Origin of the sequence: Dyella thailandensis, assembly GCF_050749815.1 — a bacterium.
GTDB lineage: Bacteria > Pseudomonadota > Gammaproteobacteria > Xanthomonadales > Rhodanobacteraceae > Dyella_A.
On sequence record NZ_CP192735.1, the window covers coordinates 3,326,922 to 3,343,907 of the forward strand.

Sequence of the window (16,986 nt, forward strand, 5' to 3'; positions counted from 1 at the left end):
CTCCTGGTGGAACGCGGCGCCCGGGGCGCCTCGCGGGTAATTCGGTAATTCAGTGGGCGCGCTTGATCCAGCGCAGCAGGGCCTTCCAGTCGTCCTGGTGGCTGCGTACCTGTTCGGACTGGTAATCGAAGATGCCCTTGCCCAGCGCCGCCAGCAGCACGTAGGCCTGGCTGTCGCGCAGCTGGCCGGCGATCGGGAACGGCGCCAGCTCGCCGAGCTGGGCGACTGCATCCTGGCTGGCGTGGGTCCACGGCTTGAGGCGGTTGGCCACCAGCGCCACCGGCAGCTTGCCGCGCTTGATGCGGGGGATCTGCGCCAGTTCGCCGACGAAGGCCAGCGTGGCGTCCATGTCGAAGCTCGACGGCAGCACCGGCACCAGCAGCACGTCGGCGCTGTCGAGGTAGGGTTCGAGATCGCGCTCGGTGACGCCGGCCGGGGTGTCGATGAGCGCACGTTCGGTGTCGGCGGGGAGTTTCTGCAGGGCCTTGCGGCCGCCTTCGAGCCCGAGCACGCCGGGCACGTTGTCCGGGCGGCGGGCGGCCCAGCGGTAGCTCGACTGCTGGCGGTCGGCATCGACGATGGCCGTGCGCTTGCCGGCCTGGGCCCAGTGTGATGCCAGCTGCGTGACCAGCGTGCTCTTGCCGCATCCACCTTTGCTGCTTGCCACCAGCACCGTAAGCATCGGCCGACTCCCCGCAGGTAGGTGGGCCACAGCCTACTGGGAGAACCCGGCCCGGGGAACCGGGGTGATGCGGTTTTGCGCCTGGGTGCGACGATCGTCGCAGCCGCCTGGGGCGATTACTGCGCCGCCGGGGCCGCGCTGGTGGCGCTGGCGGCCGCGGCGTCCGGCGCGTCGGCCGGGATGCCGGCGTCGCGCAGGGCGGCGAGCACCAAGCTCATTTCGGTACCGCCATTGCGTGCCAGCGCCAGGAGGTGCTGGGCCAGCGCCTTGTCCTGCGGTGCGCGGTCGGACAGCCGGGCGAAGTTCTGCACCTGCCAGGTCAGGTTCGCGCGCTCGGTACGGGCGGCCGCCTGCTCGGCCGGATCGTCCGCCAGCGTTTCGCGCAGGTGCAGGCCGAGCGAGCGCGCCAGCGGGCTGGAGCCCCATTCGAGCACCTTGGCCAGCTGCAGGCAGTCGGTCTTCAGCGCGGCGTCGTCCTTGTCGTCGGCGCACATCCGCGCCGCGGCCTGCATGCCCGGCTGCGGCTGCGGCAGCAGTCCGGCCACGCCGTACACCAGCACCACCTGCACGCCGTATGGGCCGGCCGATGCGGTCGGATCGATCGCATCCGCCGGCGCGGGCAGGGTGCCGGCGGTGCTGGCCAGGGCCTTCAGCGCGCTGCCGGTGTAGTCGTCGTAGAGCTTGGCGGTGGCGGCCCGGTGCAGGTCGTCGCGCGCGGCGTCGCTCTTGTTGTCCGCGGTATCGGCGGCGAGCTTGATCAGCCACACCGCGGCGTTGTCCGCGGCGGTGTCGGTGAGCGCGCGCAGCGCTTCGGCGTTGGGGCAGGTCTTGGCCTTGGTATCGCAATCGACCAGGCGCGCCCACTGCACCGCCGGCGTGCTGTCGGAGGCCTGCGCGGCGCGCTCGATCAGCGTGTGGAAATCGTTGTACTTCGGCTGCCGGGGCAGCGGGCGCGCCAGCAGCGCGGCGCCGAGCAGCGGCATCGCATCGGCGCGCGGCGCCAGCACGCTCACCAGGTCATGCTGGTAGGCCAGCAGCGCCTTGGTCCGCGCCGCCTCGGGGGGCGCATCGGCCGCTGCCGCGGACGCGGCGGCCAGCGCGAGCGCCAGGCTGATGCCGCCCAGCTTCATGACCGACCGGTGACGTGCTCGCATCGCGTGACTCCCTGTGGGCAAGCAAAGCGGCAAGCGTAGCGTGTGCGGATTAAGCCCGGCTGATCGAGGGGCGCGCGGCGGCGGAAGGCGCCACGCATGCTTGTTACCATCCAGGGTCTTTGGCCGCGCTTGCGCGGGCTGCGCAACGGAGAGGCATGTGGATACCTTCAACCATCTCGACGGGGCCATGCCCTGGTTCGCCGGCTGGGGCACGCTGGCGTTGATCAATGCCGGGCTGGCCCAGGGCAAGAACCGCAGCGGCCTGTTGTGGTTCTTGCTGTCGCTGCTGATCGGACCGCTGGCCACGCTGATCATCGTGCTGCTGCCCAAGGTGCGTCAGACCCTGTTCTGAGCGTCGCCCAAGAAAAAACCCACGACGCGGACGCCGTGGGTTCGTCGATGACGCGGGCGCGGCGGTTTACTCGCCCAGCGCTTCGCGCATGAATTCCGGCTGCGCCAGCGCCGCCTTGTGCGTGTCGGCGTTGTAGTAGCGAGTCGGGAAGCCCTTGCTGATCGCGCCGCGCTCGCGGAAGCCGGCCAGGTCGCCGCCCTTGCGCGCCATCGTGCAGCTCCACCAGCCGGTGGGGTAGCACGGCTGCGGGAACGGCAGCGTCTTCACCGCCGCGAAGCCGGCCGTGCGCATGGCCGCGCGCATCGACTTGATCAGCTCCAGATGCGCGATCGGCGACTCCGACTGCTGCACCAGGATGCCGCCGTGACGCAGCGCCTTGTGGCAGCTGGCGTAAAAGGCCGCGTTGAACAGGCCCTCGGCCGGGCCGACCGGGTCGGTCGAATCCACGATGATCAGGTCCAGCGATTCGGGCTCGGCTTCGGCCATGTACTTGATGCCGTCGATGAACAGCAGCTGCGCGCGCGGGTCGTGGTTGGCATCGCACAGCTCGGGGAAGTACTCCTCGGCCAGGCGGGTGACGCGCTCGTCGATCTCCACCTGCACGGCCGATTCCACTTCCTCGTGCTTGAGCACCTCGCGCAGCGTGCCGCAGTCGCCGCCGCCGATGATCACCACGCGCTTGGCGCGCGCATGGGTGAACAGCGCCGGGTGGGTCATCATCTCATGGTAGAGGAAGTTGTCACGGCTGGTCAGCATCACGCAGCCGTCGATCACCATCAGGTTGCCCCAGTCGGTGGTCTGGTAGATCTCGATGGTCTGGAACGGGGTCTTTTCCGCGTGCAGCAGTTTCTCCACGCGATAACCGATGGAGGAGCCGGACGCCTGGTGGGCTTCGGTGAACCAGCTGGGCTGCTGCGACATGACGGGTGTTCCTAAAGGGGCGCTTGAGCGGGAATGGGGACGGCAAAGGTCGGCAATTGTAGCCAGTTCGGCCGTGAACGTGCCGCCGCAGCCTGCGCACTTTGGTCACGTGGCGCCGTTACAATGCGCGTTCGGTTCCCCCGGCCCTGCGGCCGGCGGCGCTCCGACAAGCCCTTCCGGCCCCGCGGCGTGCGAGGCTTCCGGCCGGCAAGGCTTCGCGCTCTCGTCGAGCATCTCGTCAAGGCTCGCCGCTGCGACGTTACGTTCCGTTTGCACAAGGAGATACCGTCCATGGCGAGTTCCTGGAACAGCGCCGCTGCCCGCCACACCTACGCCGTACCGCACTGGAGCGACGGCTACGTCGACGTCAGCGACGCCGGTGAGATCGTGATGCGCCCGCGCGGCGCCGCCGGCCCCGCGCTGTCGCTGCCGCAGATCGTCACGCAGGCGCGCGCCGAGGGCCTGCGGCTGCCACTGCTGGTGCGCTTTCCCGACATCCTGGCCGACCGCCTGGCCAGGATGCAGGCCGCGTTCGCCAAAGCAATCGGCGAGTGGCAGTACGCCGGCGGCTACACCGCGATCTATCCGATCAAGGTGAACCAGCAGCACAGCGTGGTGAGTGAGCTGGTGCGCGCCGGCAGTGAGGGCTTCGGCCTGGAGGCCGGTTCCAAGCCCGAGCTGATGGCGGTGCTGGCGATGGCGCGGCCCGGCTCGATCGTGATCTGCAATGGCTACAAGGACCGCCAGTACATCCGCCTGGCGCTGATCGGCCGCAAGCTCGGCCTGCGCGTGCACATCGTGATCGAGAAGCTCTCCGAGCTCGATCACGTATTCGCCGAGGCCAAGGCGCTGGGCGTGGAGCCGCTGCTCGGCGTACGCGTGCGGCTGGCTTCCATTGGCGCCGGCAAGTGGCAGAACACCGGCGGCGACAAGGGCAAGTTCGGCCTGTCGCCGAGCCAGGTGCTCACCCTCATCGAGCGGCTGGATGCGGCCGGGCTCAAGCACACGCTGAAGCTGCAGCACTTCCACATGGGCTCGCAGATCTCCAACGTGCGCGACATCGCCAACGGCATGCGCGAGGCCACGCGCTATTTCGTCGAGCTCAGCCGCATGGGTGTGCCGCTAGAGATCGTCGACGTCGGCGGCGGCCTGGGCGTGGACTACGAGGGCTCGCGTTCGCGCAGCCACAACTCGATCAACTACTCGATCGAGCAGTACGCGGCGACCATCGTGCAGTCGCTGGCCGAGGCGGTGGCCGCCGAAGGCCTGAACGCGCCGCACATCCTCACCGAGGCCGGCCGCGCGATGACCGCGCACCACGCGGTGCTGGTGGTCGACGTGAGCGAGGTGGAGAGCGTGCCGGCCGGCGCCATCGAACCGGCGCGCGCCGACGAGCCCGCCGTGCTGCGCCACCTGCGCGAAGTGCACGCCGAGCTCGACGCGCGCCCGCCGCTGGAGCTGTACCACGAGGCGCAGCATCACCTCGCCGAAGGCCAGGCGCTGTACGCGCTGGGCCAGCTCGCGCTGGCCGACCGCGCGCGGCTGGACGAGCTGTACTACGCCATCGCCAACGCGGTGCGCGCGCGCCTGCTGCCGGCCGAGCGCGCCCATCGCCAGGCGCTGGACGAGCTGGACGAGAAGCTGGTCGACAAGTACTTCGTCAACTTCTCGGTGTTCGAGTCGGTGCCGGACATCTGGGCGATCGAGCAGATCTTCCCGATCACCCCGATCGCGCGCTTGAACGAAGAGCCCACCCGCCGCGGCGTGATCGTCGACCTCACCTGCGATTCGGACGGTCGCATCGACCACTACGTCGATGCCGAGGGCGTGGACGTAAGCCTGCCGCTGCACCCGCTCAAGTCCGGCGAAAGCTACTGCCTGGGCCTGTTCATGGTAGGTGCGTACCAAGAGACGCTGGGCGACATCCACAACCTGTTCGGCGACACCGACGCGGTGAACGTGCGCGCCGAAGGCGATGGCTTCGCGTTCGCCCACAAGCGCCGCGGCGACACCACCGACCTGATGCTCGACTACGTCGGTTACAGCCTGGACGACCTGCGCAGCCGTTACCGCGAGCGCATCGCCGCCGCAGGCGTGGCCGGTGCGGCGGGCGAATCGCTGTACGCCGACCTCGACGCGGGCCTCACCGCTTACACCTACCTCGCTCCCGACGCGGGCTGAGCTCCGACCGGCGCCGCACTTGGCCCGCGGTGCCGGCCGGGCGCACAATGGTGCACTGCAAAATCTTCCCCGCTGACAGGAGTACCCCCATGGCAAGTCTGGACGGCAAGGTCGCGTTGATCACCGGCGCGGCGAGCGGCCTCGGCAAGGCGATCGCCGAGCTGTACGCGAAGGAGGGCGCGGCGGTCGCCATCTGCGACATCAACCAGCAAGCCGCCGATGCCACCGCGGCGGAGATCACCGCCGCAGGCGGCAAGGCGATCGGCATCGCCATGGACGTTACCGACGAGGCTGCGGTGAACGCCGGCACCGACAAGGTGGTGGCCGCGTTCGGCGCGCTGGACATCCTGATCTCCAACGCCGGCGTGCAGATCATCAACCCGATCGACCAGTTCGCCTTCGCCGACTGGAAGAAGATGCTGGCGATCCATCTCGACGGCGGCTTCCTCACCACCAAGGCCGCCTTGCAGCACATGTACAAGGGCGACCGCGGCGGCATCGTGATCTACATGGGCTCGGTGCATTCGCACGAGGCGTCCAAGCTCAAGGCGCCGTACGTCACCGCCAAGCACGGCCTGCTCGGCCTGGCCCGCACGCTGGCCAAGGAGGGCGCGCCGCACAACGTGCGCTCACACGTGATCTGCCCGGGCTTCGTGCGCACGCCGCTGGTGGAAAAGCAGATCCCCGAGCAGGCGAAGGAGCTGGGCATCAGCGAGGACCAGGTGATCAAGAACGTGATGCTCAAGGACACGGTGGATGGCACCTTCACCACGGTCGAGGACATCGCGCAGACCGCGCTCTATCTGGCCACGTTCCCGTCGGCGGCGCTGACCGGGCAGAGCGTCGTGGTCAGCCACGGCTGGTACATGCAGTAAACCGCGGTGCCGGCGTCGCCCCGCGCGACGCCGCGCCGATGGCCAGGACGAGGTGATCGATGGACGTACGTGCCCAGTCGCCGGACGAGACGCTCGCCGCGCGCGTCGAGCGCACCTATCCCACGGTGGCGCTGGTGCTGCAGGGTGGCGGTGCGCTGGGCGCCTATCAGGCCGGCGTACTCGAGGCGCTGGCCGAGTCGGGCATCGCGCCGCACTGGATCGCCGGCATCTCGATCGGCGCGCTCAACGCCGCGATCATCGCCGGCAACCCGCCCGAGGAGCGCGTGGCCAAGCTGCGCACCTTCTGGGACACGATCTGCCAGCCGCCGTTTCTTTCCGCACCGTTGGCGGCCGCGCCGCTGGACGGCTTCAGCTGGCCACTGGCGGTGCAGAACGGGTTGAGCGGCATGGCGGCGCTGCGCACGCTGTTCGAGGGCCAGGCCGGATTCTTCCTGCCGCGGCTGCCCGCGCCGCCGTTCGCGCCATGGCGCCGCGGTCCGGCCACGGCGAGCTGGTACGACACCGCGCCGCTGCGCGCCACGCTGGAGCGGCTGGTGGATTTCGATCGCCTCAACGATGCGCGCGCGATGCGTGTGTCGGTGGGCGCGGTGAACGTGCGCACCGGCAACTTCGCCTACTTCGACAACACCCGGCAGACGCTGCGCGCCGAGCACTTCATGGCATCCGGCGCGCTGCCGCCGGGCTTTCCCGCGGTGGAGATCGACGGCGAGTACTACTGGGACGGCGGCATGGTTTCCAACACGCCGCTGTACCAGGTACTGGTGGATCGGCCCTGCCACGACGCGCTGATCTTCCAGGTCGACCTGTGGAGCGCGCAGGGCGAGCTGCCGCATGACCTCGCCCAGGTCGCCGCACGCAGCAAGGACATTCAGTATTCCAGCCGCACCCGGCTGGTGACCGAGTACATGCGCCGTGACCTGGAACAGCAGCGCCTGCTGCACGACCTGATGGAACTGGTGCCCCCCGAGCGCCGCAGCGAGCCGGCCTATCGACGCGCCGAGGCACGCGCGTCCGGCGCCCTGACCAACCTGGTGCACCTGATCTACCGCAACAAGCCGTACGAGGGGCACTACAAGGACTACGAGTTCAGCGCCAGCAGCATGCGCCAGCATTGGCGCAGCGGACTGGAGGATATGCGCCACACCTTGGCGCATCCGCACTGGCTCGACGCGCCCACGCCGGAGCATCCGTTCGTCACCCACGACGTCCACCGCCCGTAGGAGCGCACCCTGTGCGCGACGCTCTTCGTTACGGCACGAAAAGCAGAAAAGCATCGCGCACGGGGTGCGCTCCCACAGGCTGAATCAAGCCTCGCGATGCACCTGCAGGCCGGCCGCCGACTGGCTCACCGGCATCACTTCGAGCCGGTTGATGTTGAGGTGCGGCGGAAGCGTGGCGATCCACCAGATCGATTCGGCGATGTCCTCGGCGGTGATCGGCTGCGCGCCCGCGTAGAGCTGGTCGGAGGCGGCCTGGTTGCCGCCGGTGCGCACCAGGGTGAACTCGGTTTCGGCCATGCCCGGTTCGATCGACGTCACGCGTACGCCGGTGCCGTGCAGGTCGGTGCGCAGGTTCTGGGTGAACTGGCTGACGAAGGCCTTGCTGCCGCCATAGACGTTGCCGCCCTTGTACGGATAGCTGCCGGCGATCGAGCTGATGTTGACGATCGCGCCGCGGCGTTCGATCAGCGTGGGCAGCAGCAGGTGGGTGATCGTGACCAGCGCGGTGACGTTGGTGTCGATCATCTGCTTCCACTGCGCCAGGTCCGCCTGCTGCGCGGGCGCGGTGCCCAGCGCCAGCCCGGCGTTGTTGACCAGCAGATCGATGCTGGCGAACGCGGCCGGCAGGCTGGCGATCGCCGCGCGCATCGCGGCTTCGTCGCGCATGTCGAAGGCCAAGGCGTGCACGTGCTCGGCGCCGAGCCGGTCGACCAGCTTCTGCAGGCGCTCGGCGCGACGGCCGGTGGCGACCACGCGCCAGCCACCCGCGACGAAGCGTTCCACGGTGGCGGCGCCGAAGCCCGAGGTGGCGCCGGTGATCAGGGCAGTCTTGGCGTGCATGTGGATGCGGCTCGTGGCGGGGTGGAGGTCAGCGGCCTTCTTTCAGCGCGATCGCGTTGATGCCGGCCGAGGCCAGCCGCTGCTTGGTCGATTCCAGCTCGGTGGCCGAGCGGAACGGACCGAGCCGCACGCGGTGGTAGGTCTGTCCGCCCACGTTCACCGCCTGCACGTTGGCCACGAAACCCTGCAGGGCCAGCCGGGCCTTCAGGCTCTCGGCGTCGGCGGCATTCGGGAACGCGCCCACCTGCAGCAGGTAGCCACTGCCGGCGGCCGGCGTCGGCACGGCCGAAGCCGGTGCGGCCGTGACGTTTTCGCGCACCGCCGCCGGCGCATTCGCCTGGGCCTGGGCCTGCTGCTGCGCCTGCTGGGCGGCCAGCGCCTGGTCGCGCGCCTGCTGCTGCTTCTGCTGCTCGGCCTTGGCCTGCGCGCTGATCACTGCGTCGGGGATGCGCACTTCGCGCTCGGACAGCAGCGAGTAGAAGTCGTACTGCGGCTTCTTCGGCGCGCTGGTCGGGTTGCCCGGCGCCACGGCGCCGGGGTCGCTGCCGCGCTGGGCGGTGGCCTGCGGGTTGGGCTGCGGACCGGTCGGCGCCATCGGCAGCAGCGACTTGCGCATCAGCACCACCATCAGCAGCACGCCGACCAGGATGCCGATCGCCGCCCATGCCCAGCCGGGCACGCCGCCGCTCTTGTTGCGCACGGCCTGTCGGCCCTTGCCCTTGCGTGCTGCCATTTACATGCTCTCCGGGGCGCCCAGGCCCAGCAGGTTCAAACCGTTCTTCAGCACCTGGCGCGTGGCCACCGACAGCGCCAGGCGCGCGTGGCGCAGGTCCGCATCGTCGACCAGGAACTGGTGCGCGTTGTAATAGGTGTGGAAGGCGTTCGCCAGCTCGCGCAGCCAGCCGGCGAGCAGGTGCGGCTCGAGGTTGGCGGCAGCCGATTCGACCACCTCCGGATACTTCGCCAGCTCGGTCAGCAGAATCTGCTCGTGCTCGCTGTCCAGCCGTGCCAGCTGCTGCAGGCCGCGCTCGAGATCGACGGTGAGGCTCTTCTCGCCGGCCTGGCGCAGCACCGAGCAGACGCGAGCGTGTGCGTACTGGATGTAGTAGACCGGGTTGTCGTTGGACTGCGAGCGGGCCAGGTCGATGTCGAACACCAGCTGCGAGTCGCTCTTGCGCGCGATCAGGAAGTAGCGCGTGGCGTCGCGGCCGGCCTCCTCGATCAGGTCGCGCAGGGTGAGGTAGCTGCCGGCGCGCTTGGACAGCTTCACCTCCTCGCCGCCGCGCATCACGGTGACCATCTGGTACAGCACGTAGTGCGGCCAGCCCTGTGGGATGCCCGCATCCAGCGCCTGCAGGCCGGCCTTCACGCGGGCCAGCGAGCCGTGGTGGTCGGAGCCGAGCACGGTCACCGCGTTGACGTAGCCGCGCTGCCACTTGCTCAGGTGGTAGGCCACGTCCGGCACGAAGTAGGTGTAGGTGCCGTCGGACTTGCGCATCACGCGGTCCTTGTCGTCACCGTAGTCGGTGGAGCGCAGCCACAGCGCGCCGCCTTCCTCGTAGGTGTGGCCGTGGGCGATGAGCTCGCGCACGGTCTCCTCCACCTTGCCGTCGGCGTACAGCGAGGACTCCAGAAAGTAGACGTCGAAGCCGACGCCGAAAGCTTTCAGGTCCAGGTCCTGCTCGCGGCGCAGGTAGGCCACGGCGAACTGGCGGATGGCGTCCAGGTCGTCCGGGTTCTTGGCGCCGACCACGGTGTGGCCTTCCACCGCCACGCTGTCGCCGGCGAGGTAGGCCTTCGCGACGTCGGCGATGTAGTCGCCGCGGTAGCCGTCCTCGGGCCAGCCGGCGTCATCCGGGCTCAGGCCGCGCGCGCGCGCCTGCACCGAGATGGCCAGGTTGTGGATCTGCACGCCGGCGTCGTTGTAGTAGAACTCGCGCTTGACCGCCCAGCCGGTGGCGTCGAGCAGGCGCGCCAGGCAGTCGCCGAGCACCGCATTGCGGCCGTGGCCCACGTGCAGCGGGCCGGTGGGGTTGGCCGAGACGAACTCCACGCCCGCCACCTGGCCTGCGCCGGTGGTGCTGCGGCCGTAGCCGTCACCTTCGGCGAAGATGCGCCGCACCTCGGCGTGGTAGCTCTCCGCCGAGAGAAAGAAATTGATGAAGCCGGGGCCGGCGATCTCCACCTCCGCCACCAGCGTGTTGGCCGGCAGCGCGGCCACCAGCTTCTCGGCCAGTTCGCGCGGCTTGGCCCGGGCGGGTTTCGCCAGCAGCATCGCCGCGTTGCTGGCGAAGTCGCCGTGCTCGCGGCTGCGCGCGTGCTCGATCACCAGGTGTGGGATCGCGAGGTCGGCCGGGAGGAGGGAGTCGTTCTGCAGGGTGCGGATGGCCTGCAGCAGCAGTGCGCGCAGCTGGTCTTTCACGGGTGGGTGCGGTCGGGTAAGGCGATAGGACCGGTAATGCTAACAGAGGCCCCCGCGGACGCGGCCCGGCGAATCGGCGTGACGCGCCGCACGAACAAGTCTGTGGATAACTCTGTGGGGAAGATTCGTCCCGCGCCTTGCGTCCGCACCGGAAACGCCCATTTCACGTTGGTGAAAGACGAAAAGTACTTATACATCAATCGATTAAATGCCATGGGTGAAGAGGGTGTGAGCTGTCGTCGGCAAATCCGCGCGGTGCAGCCGATGTGCATAACTTCGGGGGCCGATCGGCGGGACCCGGCCGCTAGATGTACGTCATGGCCCTGTCATGCGGCAGCGCCACACTGCGCCGGTGTCTGGTCGACTTACCTCCCCGGGGAAAGCCAGCGCCAGGAGATACCGTGTTCTCCACCCTCCCCAAAAACGGCCTTGAGCGGCGCGGCGCAAGCCTGCGCCGCTTTTTTTTGGTGTGTAGGCCGCTGACGGCCGGCATTTGCGGGGGCGAGGGTTTCGCGGCCGTTCTGGCGGTTGTGCGGCTCAGCCCGATTCGCGTGCCGCGGCTGCGGCCGGACAGGGAGATAGGTAGCCCGGCGTCTTCCTCGCTCGCTCCGAACCAGCCTTTCCGGCGGGAGCCAGCCGACCCGGCGCTGGCTAGATCAGGCCGCGCGCGGCCATCGACACCGGCTCGCCCGAGCCGATCACCAGGTGATCGAGCACGCGCACGCCCACCAGCTGCAGGGCGTTGCGCAGTTCATGGGTGATGGCGCGGTCCGCCGCGCTGGGCTCGGCCACGCCGCTGGGGTGGTTGTGGGCGAAGATCACCGCGCAGGCGTTGTGCTTCAGGCAAGCGCGAACTACCTCCCGCGGGTGCACGCTGGCGCCGTCCACCGTGCCGCGAAACAGCTCCTCGAAGGCCAGCACGCGATGACGGTTGTCCAGGTACAGGCAGCCGAACACCTCGTATGGCAGATGGCGCAGTTGCGCGCGTAGGTAGTCCCCGCTGTCGCGGGGGCTGCCCAGGGCGGGCCGTTCGCGCAGCTGCTCGCCCAGCGCCCGCCGCGCCAGTTCGAGTGCGGCGATCAGCCGCGCGCGCTTGGCCGGGCCGATGCCGCGTCGGCGCACCGACTCCGCCGGTGCACCGAGCAGGGCCGCCAGCCCGCCACTGTCCTGCAGCAGCGTCCGGCCCAAGGCGATGGCATCGACTCCCGGGATGCCGCTGCCCAGCAGCACGGCGATCAATTCGGCGTCGGTGAGCGCAGCGCAGCCGCGGGCCAGCAGCTTTTCGCGGGGGCGTTCGGTGGCGGGCCATTCTCGGATGCTCATGCGGGCAAGCGTGGCGTGCCACCCCGCCATGCGCCCATCGGCGGAGTGCCGCCTGTGCCGTCGGGCTTCCGCTTGGTCGCCCGTCGGCGTGTGCGGCGCGCGGCGCCGGTAAGGCCGCAGCGTCAGCCAGACCGTCGCGCATGATCCGCACCGTGATTGCCCGTCCAACCCGCGCGGGCCGCGACGGGCGATTCCGGTAAGCTACCGGGCCTAACAAACCACGGGCCCATCCATGAGTCTTGCCCACCGCCGCATCCTGCTGGGCGTGTCCGGCGGCATCGCCGCCTACAAGTCCTGCGAACTGGTCCGTCGCCTGCGCGATGTGGGCGCCGAGGTGCGCGTGGTGATGACCGAAGGGGCCACGCATTTCGTCACCCCGACCACGTTCCAGGCGCTCTCCGGCGCGCCGGTGCGGGTGGCGCTGTGGGACGAGTCGGCCGAGGCCGCGATGGGCCATATCGAGCTGGCGCGCTGGGCCGAGCGCATCCTCGTCGCTCCGGCCAGCGCCGACGTGCTGGCCCGCCTCGCCCACGGCCAGGCCGACGATCTGCTGACCACGCTGTGCCTGGCCAGCGCCGCCCCGCTGTCGGTGGCGCCGGCGATGAACCAGCAGATGTGGGCGCATCCGGCGGTGCAGGCGAATCTGGCCACGCTGCGCGAGCGCGGTGTGACCGTGCTGGGCCCGGCCGCGGGCGAGCAGGCCTGCGGCGACGTCGGCTCCGGTCGCATGCTCGAGCCGCTGGAACTGCGCGACGCGCTGATCGCCTCGTTCAGCGGCGGCGCGCTGGCGGGGCGCCGCGTGGTGGTGAGCGCGGGCCCGACCTACGAAGACATCGATCCGGTGCGCTTCATCGGCAATCGCAGCTCGGGGAAGATGGGCTTCGCCGTGGCCGAAGCAGCCGCGCAGGCCGGTGCGCACGTGATTCTGGTCGCCGGTCCGGTGAGCCTGCCCACGCCCAGCGGAGTGGCCGCTCGCGTGGACGTGCGCAGCGCGGCGCAGATGCACGCCGCCGTGATCGAGGCGGCGGCCACGGCAGACATCTATATCGCGGCGGCGGCGGTGGGCGATTACCGTCCGCAGCAGGTGGCGCCGTGCAAGCTCAAGAAGCAGGCCGGTGCCGAGCTGACGCTCACGCTGGCGGAAAACCCGGACATCCTCGCCACGCTGTCGGCGCAGCCGGCGCATCCGTTCCTGGTCGGCTTCGCGGCCGAGACGCACGACGTGGCCAGCTATGCGCAAGACAAACTGCGCCGCAAGAAGCTGGACATGATCGCCGCCAACCAGGTGGGCGGCGGGATGGGTTTCGAGACCGCCGACAACGCGCTCACGCTGTACTGGGCCGACGGCTCGCAGGAACTGCCACGCGCGAGCAAGACCGAGCTGGCGCGCGAGCTGATCGCGTGTGTGGTCGAGCGTTTCAAGCAGGTCCGCGCATGATCGACGTGCAGCTGAAGATTCTCGATCCGCGCCTGGGCGACAGCATCGCCTTGCCCGAGCCAGCCACCGCCGCCAGCGCAGGGATGGACCTGCGCGCCGCGATCGAGGCGCCGATCACGCTCGCCCCCGGCGCCACCGCGCTGGTGCCCAGCGGCTTCGCCATCCATATCGGCGACCCGGGTTGGTGCGCACTGATCGTTCCGCGTTCGGGCCTGGGCCACAAGCAGGGCCTGGTGATGGGTAACCTGGTGGGGGTGATCGACGCGGACTACCAGGGGCCGCTGATGATCTCATGCTGGAACCGCGGCAACGCGGACGTCACGATCGGGGTGGGTGATCGCATCGCGCAACTGCTGTTGGTGCCGGTGGGGACACCGCGGCTGTCGATAGTGGCGGAGTTCGCACCGTCTGAGCGGGGGCAGGGCGGGTTCGGGTCGACCGGTATCAACTGATCTGCGGGGGCAGGCATGGGCTTGAGTTGGGGAAGGAACCGCGTGCGCGCCACGCCAGACTGGCGGCGTCTGCTGCCGTTTGCCGCGGGCACGCTGCTACTGCTGCTGGGCCTGTTTGCCGCCTGGCAAACCTGGCTGATTGCCGACGAAGGCCACGCCAATGACCGTGTGCACCGCGCCCAGGAAGACACCGTGCGCGCGATCACCGCCGAGCTCGATCGCGAGCGTCGCGCAGTGCGCGCGGCACTGGACGGGCTCGATCCGGCCGCCGTGCTGACCGATCCGGTGACCGCTGCCGCTGCGGTGCGGGCCAAGCTGCCGCAGGTGCTGGACGTGGCGTTCTACAGCGCCGGGATGGACGAGGTGCTGCACGCCAACTACCGCGATTTCGGGTATGGCAAGGCGGCGCAACTGATGGCCGCGCAGAACGAAACGGGGCCAGCGGTGGCGCAGACCGTCTACGTCGGCAGCGACCGGCGAGTGTCCTTCGCGATGCCGATGGGCAACGGTATCCGACCAGCGGCGTGGGCCTGGGTCGAGTTACCGTTCACGCCGGTGCAGCAGGCCTTCGAGGCGATCTCGCCAGCCAGCGGTCGCCTGGACCTGCGCCAGGGTGATGATCGCAGCGCATTGAGCCTGCTCTCGCACGGCGATCCGTCCGCGCAGCTCGAAGACCGCGCTGCGGCCATTCCACACAGCGCCTTCAGCGTGGGCGCGGCGCTGCCGGAGGCGTTCATCATCCTGCCGCACGTCTGGCCGCTGGCGGCCTTGCTCAGCCTGCTCGGCCTGGCTGGTGGCGTGTACCTGCTGCGGCTGGCCGGCCGCGGCCGCGAGCGCGCCATCGCGGTGCGGGAAGAGGAAGAGGTGCCGCTACCGCCGGTGGTGCGGCAGCGCCAGCGCCCGGCACCGCCGCCGCGCGCGACACCGCCGCCGGCGCCCGAGGCGCTGCCCTCGGCGACAGTCGATCCGGGCATCTTCCGCGCCTACGACGTGCGCGGCGTGGTCGGCAAGAACCTCAATCGCCAGGTGGCCCGGCTGCTGGGCCAGTCGATCGGCGCGCTGATGGTGGAGAAGAGCTTGCGCGAGATCGTGGTGGGGCGCGATGGTCGCCAGTCCGGTCCGGAACTCGCCGGCGGCCTGGCCGAGGGCCTGCGCGCGGCCGGCGTGGACGTGATCGACATCGGTGCGGCGCCCACCCCGGTGGTCTATTTCGCCACCTACCGCTTCAACACCGGCTGCGGCGTGGCCGTCACCGGCAGCCACAACCCGCCCGACTACAACGGCTTCAAGATCGTGGTCGGCGGCGAGACGCTGGCGGAGGAGGCGATCCAGGACCTGTACCGGCGCATCGCCGCCGGCGGCCTGCCCGACGATGGCCATGGCGCCCAGCGCAGCGTCGACGTAGTGCCGGACTACATCGAGCGCATCGCCTCGGACGTGCAGGCCGAGCGCGCGTTGAAGGTGGTGGTCGACTGCGGCAACGGCATCCCCGGCGCGGTGGCGCCGCAGGTGCTGGAGAGCATCGGTTGCCAGGTGATCCCGCTGTACTGCGACGTCGACGGCACCTTCCCCAACCACCATCCCGACCCGTCCGATCCGGACAACCTGCAGGATCTGATCCTGGCGGTGAAGCAGACCGGCGCCGACCTCGGACTTGCCTTCGACGGCGACGGCGATCGCCTGGGCGTGGTGACCCGCGATGGCGAGATCATCTACCCCGACCGCACGCTGATGCTGTTCGCCCGCGACGTGCTGGCGCGTCAGCCCGGCGCCACGATCATCTACGACGTCAAATGCACCGGCCACCTCAAGGGGCAGATCCTCGACGCTGGCGGCAGCCCGCTGATGTGGCGCACCGGCCACTCGCTGATCAAGGCCAAGATGCGCGAGACCGGTGCCGAGCTGGCCGGCGAGATGAGCGGGCACTTCTTCTTCAAGGAGCGCTGGTACGGCTTCGACGACGGACTCTACGCGGCCGCGCGCCTGCTGGAGATTCTTGCCGGCGACCTGGACGGACGCACGCCGGAGGAGATCTTCGCCACGTGCCCCAAGGGCGTGTCGACGCCGGAGCTGAAGATCGAGCTGGCCGAAGGCGAGAACCAGCGCTTCATGCAGGCGTTCCGCGAAAAGGCAAGCTTCCCGGATGCCACGCTGGTGACCATCGACGGCGTGCGCGCGGACTGGGCGGACGGCTGGGGACTGGTGCGCGCGTCGAACACCACGCCGGTGCTGGTGCTGCGTTTCGACGCGGACAACCCCACCGCACTCAAGCGCATCCAGCAGGTGTTCCGCGAACAGCTGTTCATGGTGAACCCGAAGCTCAAGCTGCCGTTCTAGCCGCGGGCGCTGGCCGGCGGGTCTGTTTACGGCTCGGGGTTGCCGTCGGCCTGCTGCAATTGCGCCTTGAGCTGGCGGTAGTGGGCGAGCTGGGATTCGTTCTTCAGCTGCGTGTTCACATAGGACGCCTGCAGCCGATCCAGCATCGCGCGCTGCGCGCCGACCACATCGCGCTGGGCGGCGATCTTGTCGGACAGGAACCTCGGCACCGGCTGCTTGGCGCGCTCCAGTTCACCGGCGCGGTCGAGCAGGTCGGTCAGCGCCTTTTCCTGCGTGCCCAGGCTCGCGCGGGTGGTGGTGATCTGCTGGTCGATGCTGCTGAGCTCGTCCTTCTGCGCCGCCACGAAGCTGGCTTCGTCCGGGTAGGCGGCCAGCATCTGCTGGTCTTCACGCTGGCGCTGTTCGTCCTCGCGCTTGCGTGCCGCCGCCTCGTCCGCCAGTTTCTTCGCGGCGACGCGCTCGGCCGGCGAAAGCGGGCGATCGACGTGGCGCATCACCAGGCCCTGGCTGTTCACCACGTCGTAGCCGTTGGCGATGGCGTCGGACGACAGGCTGTCGCTGTAGTGCGCCAGGCCCTGCGCATCGCGCCAGCGGTACTGCACGCTGCTGGCCGTGCTGGCCTGGCGCGCCTGGACGAGCCCGCCGAAGCCGACACCGATGGCGGTGATGATGATGATTGCCTTGCGCATGAACTCCCTCCTTGCGGGAGTATAGCCACGAGCGGCAGCGCCCCGTGCGCCGCCGCCACGGCGGTCGATCCACGTTGTG

General features: G+C 69.6%; 15 protein-coding genes. 7 read left to right on the forward strand and 8 right to left on the reverse strand.

The features are described 5' to 3' along the window. Positions 1 to 49 precede the first annotated feature (49 nt). Positions 50 to 682 (reverse strand): AAA family ATPase, encoded by a 633-nt coding sequence (locus tag ACQVBX_RS15305; protein ID WP_431635157.1) that lies wholly within the window; start codon positions 680 to 682, stop codon positions 50 to 52. 116 nt (positions 683 to 798) lie between these two features. Continuing rightward, positions 799 to 1,836 carry a hypothetical protein gene (locus ACQVBX_RS15310; RefSeq protein ID WP_431635158.1) on the reverse strand — a complete coding sequence of 346 codons (1,038 nt, stop codon included), beginning with the start codon at positions 1,834 to 1,836 and terminating at the stop codon, positions 799 to 801. Positions 1,837 to 2,023: 187 nt separating this feature from the next. Between ACQVBX_RS15310 and ACQVBX_RS15315 the strand changes: the two genes are divergently transcribed. After that, positions 2,024 to 2,188, forward strand: coding sequence for an antitermination protein NusB (locus ACQVBX_RS15315; RefSeq protein WP_431638207.1), 165 nt, complete (start codon positions 2,024 to 2,026; stop codon positions 2,186 to 2,188). A 66-nt stretch (positions 2,189 to 2,254) separates the two neighbouring features. On the opposite strand, the gene speE is transcribed toward ACQVBX_RS15315, so the two are convergent. Next, positions 2,255 to 3,109: a polyamine aminopropyltransferase gene (gene speE, locus ACQVBX_RS15320; protein WP_431635160.1), complete on the reverse strand. Its 855-nt coding sequence runs from the start codon at positions 3,107 to 3,109 to the stop codon at positions 2,255 to 2,257. Between the two features lie 291 nt (positions 3,110 to 3,400). Here speE and speA point away from each other — a divergent pair, with 291 nt between their 5' ends. The 3 genes from speA (at position 3,401) to ACQVBX_RS15335 (ending at position 7,406) form a co-directional block, all read left to right on the forward strand. Then, positions 3,401 to 5,290 carry a biosynthetic arginine decarboxylase gene (speA, locus tag ACQVBX_RS15325; RefSeq protein ID WP_431635161.1) on the forward strand — a complete coding sequence of 630 codons (1,890 nt, stop codon included), beginning with the start codon at positions 3,401 to 3,403 and terminating at the stop codon, positions 5,288 to 5,290. 89 nt (positions 5,291 to 5,379) lie between these two features. Next, the gene (locus tag ACQVBX_RS15330) at positions 5,380 to 6,165 is read left to right on the forward strand and encodes a 3-hydroxybutyrate dehydrogenase (RefSeq protein ID WP_431635163.1); all 786 of its coding nucleotides are present in this window, start codon (positions 5,380 to 5,382) and stop codon (positions 6,163 to 6,165) included. Positions 6,166 to 6,224: 59 nt separating this feature from the next. After that, positions 6,225 to 7,406: a DUF3734 domain-containing protein gene (locus tag ACQVBX_RS15335; protein ID WP_431635164.1), complete on the forward strand. Its 1,182-nt coding sequence runs from the start codon at positions 6,225 to 6,227 to the stop codon at positions 7,404 to 7,406. 84 nt (positions 7,407 to 7,490) lie between these two features. Here ACQVBX_RS15335 and ACQVBX_RS15340 read toward each other — a convergent pair whose 3' ends face one another. From ACQVBX_RS15340 to radC, 4 genes are all read right to left on the reverse strand, one after another. Next, entirely contained in the window at positions 7,491 to 8,246 is a 756-nt protein-coding gene (locus tag ACQVBX_RS15340) for an SDR family NAD(P)-dependent oxidoreductase (RefSeq protein WP_431635165.1), read from the reverse strand. A 28-nt stretch (positions 8,247 to 8,274) separates the two neighbouring features. Beyond that, positions 8,275 to 8,979 (reverse strand): SPOR domain-containing protein, encoded by a 705-nt coding sequence (locus ACQVBX_RS15345; RefSeq protein ID WP_431635166.1) that lies wholly within the window; start codon positions 8,977 to 8,979, stop codon positions 8,275 to 8,277. Further along, on the reverse strand, positions 8,980 to 10,668 hold the full coding sequence (gene argS, locus ACQVBX_RS15350) for an arginine--tRNA ligase (RefSeq protein WP_431635167.1): 1,689 nt from the start codon (positions 10,666 to 10,668) through the stop codon (positions 8,980 to 8,982). It lies immediately after the preceding gene. A 651-nt stretch (positions 10,669 to 11,319) separates the two neighbouring features. Then, positions 11,320 to 11,991, reverse strand: a complete 672-nt coding sequence (gene radC, locus ACQVBX_RS15355) for a RadC family protein (protein WP_431635169.1) — start codon at positions 11,989 to 11,991, stop codon at positions 11,320 to 11,322. A 232-nt stretch (positions 11,992 to 12,223) separates the two neighbouring features. Between radC and coaBC the strand changes: the two genes are divergently transcribed. The 3 genes from coaBC to ACQVBX_RS15370 are packed head-to-tail and all read left to right on the forward strand — an operon-like array spanning position 12,224 to position 16,218. Beyond that, positions 12,224 to 13,429, forward strand: a complete 1,206-nt coding sequence (gene coaBC / locus ACQVBX_RS15360; protein ID WP_431635170.1) for a bifunctional phosphopantothenoylcysteine decarboxylase/phosphopantothenate--cysteine ligase CoaBC — start codon at positions 12,224 to 12,226, stop codon at positions 13,427 to 13,429. Then, positions 13,426 to 13,881 carry a dUTP diphosphatase gene (gene dut, locus ACQVBX_RS15365; protein ID WP_431635171.1) on the forward strand — a complete coding sequence of 152 codons (456 nt, stop codon included), beginning with the start codon at positions 13,426 to 13,428 and terminating at the stop codon, positions 13,879 to 13,881. The genes coaBC and dut overlap by 4 nt, the downstream gene beginning before the upstream one ends. A gap of 15 nt (positions 13,882 to 13,896) precedes the next feature. Then, the gene (locus ACQVBX_RS15370) at positions 13,897 to 16,218 is read left to right on the forward strand and encodes a phosphomannomutase/phosphoglucomutase (protein WP_431635173.1); all 2,322 of its coding nucleotides are present in this window, start codon (positions 13,897 to 13,899) and stop codon (positions 16,216 to 16,218) included. A gap of 26 nt (positions 16,219 to 16,244) precedes the next feature. Here ACQVBX_RS15370 and ACQVBX_RS15375 read toward each other — a convergent pair whose 3' ends face one another. Continuing rightward, positions 16,245 to 16,907 carry a DUF4124 domain-containing protein gene (locus tag ACQVBX_RS15375; protein WP_431635175.1) on the reverse strand — a complete coding sequence of 221 codons (663 nt, stop codon included), beginning with the start codon at positions 16,905 to 16,907 and terminating at the stop codon, positions 16,245 to 16,247. Positions 16,908 to 16,986 lie beyond the last annotated feature (79 nt).